Origin of the sequence: Malaciobacter halophilus, assembly GCF_002837275.1 — a bacterium.
In the GTDB taxonomy this organism is placed as follows: domain Bacteria; phylum Campylobacterota; class Campylobacteria; order Campylobacterales; family Arcobacteraceae; genus Malaciobacter; species Malaciobacter halophilus.
Genome location: NZ_NXIF01000108.1, coordinates 1 through 881, shown reverse-complemented (window position 1 = coordinate 881; position 881 = coordinate 1). Strand labels below are relative to the sequence as shown.

Genomic DNA, 881 nt, shown 5'->3' with positions numbered 1-881 from the left:
CTATTACCCAAACATGCAACTAACACAATCTGAAATGATTGATTTTAATGATTTTGTGACGGATTTAATAGCTTTAAAAAAAGAAGCACAAAATATTAAATCATATAATGGTGATGAGAGATATTTAACAGAAACTATTAATAATCATAAATTTCACATAATGTCAACATCACAAAAAGGTTTTGCAGTTACTATAAAAAATGGCGATGTTTCAATCTCTTTCAAAAGATTTAAGAAAATTACAAAACAACCATGCGTTAAGGTTGAATATAGAGCGGATTATTTAGCTCGTTATGGTTATGTTAAATGTGTTACTCAAATGCAAGGTTTTTTAAAAGAGATTATTCCTCATACTTATTCTATTGCTTCTGAAATTCATCTATGCACTGATATACAAAACTATGATTTTACAATTATGGACTTTTTTAGAATGAAAACAAGAAGTAGAAAAAAAGAAGTATATATGGAAGCTGATAGTAACGCTTATTTTGATGGTATGAAATTTACTGGTTTTGTTCTAGGTGCTGGAAATTTTATGGTCAGAATTTATAACAAAACTCATGAAATAAAAAAGTTTCCTGATAAATCTTTTGTTAAGCCAAGTCGTTGGCTAGTAAATGATAATTATGATGAGAATAAAGAAGTTTGGAGAATAGAAGTTCAAATTAGAAGAGATAAATTAAAACATTTATTTAATGAAAAAGGATATTTAGAAAATTCAACAATATGCTTAAATTCAATCGCTGATATATGGGATTTGTTCATGCAAAAGTTTGAACATAAAAATTTAGATGATAATTCAGTTATTGAAATTATGAAAGGATATAGAACTTTAAAGAATGGCTCTAAAAAAATTCTTTCAAAATATGCAATTAGAAAAA

1 protein-coding gene is annotated in these 881 nt (G+C 26.1%); it reads left to right on the top strand.

Features of this window, described 5'->3' with window-relative positions; genetic code table 11:
- The coding region (locus CP960_RS13875; RefSeq protein WP_196778347.1) for a hypothetical protein at positions 1-881 on the top strand (881 nt) is incomplete at both ends.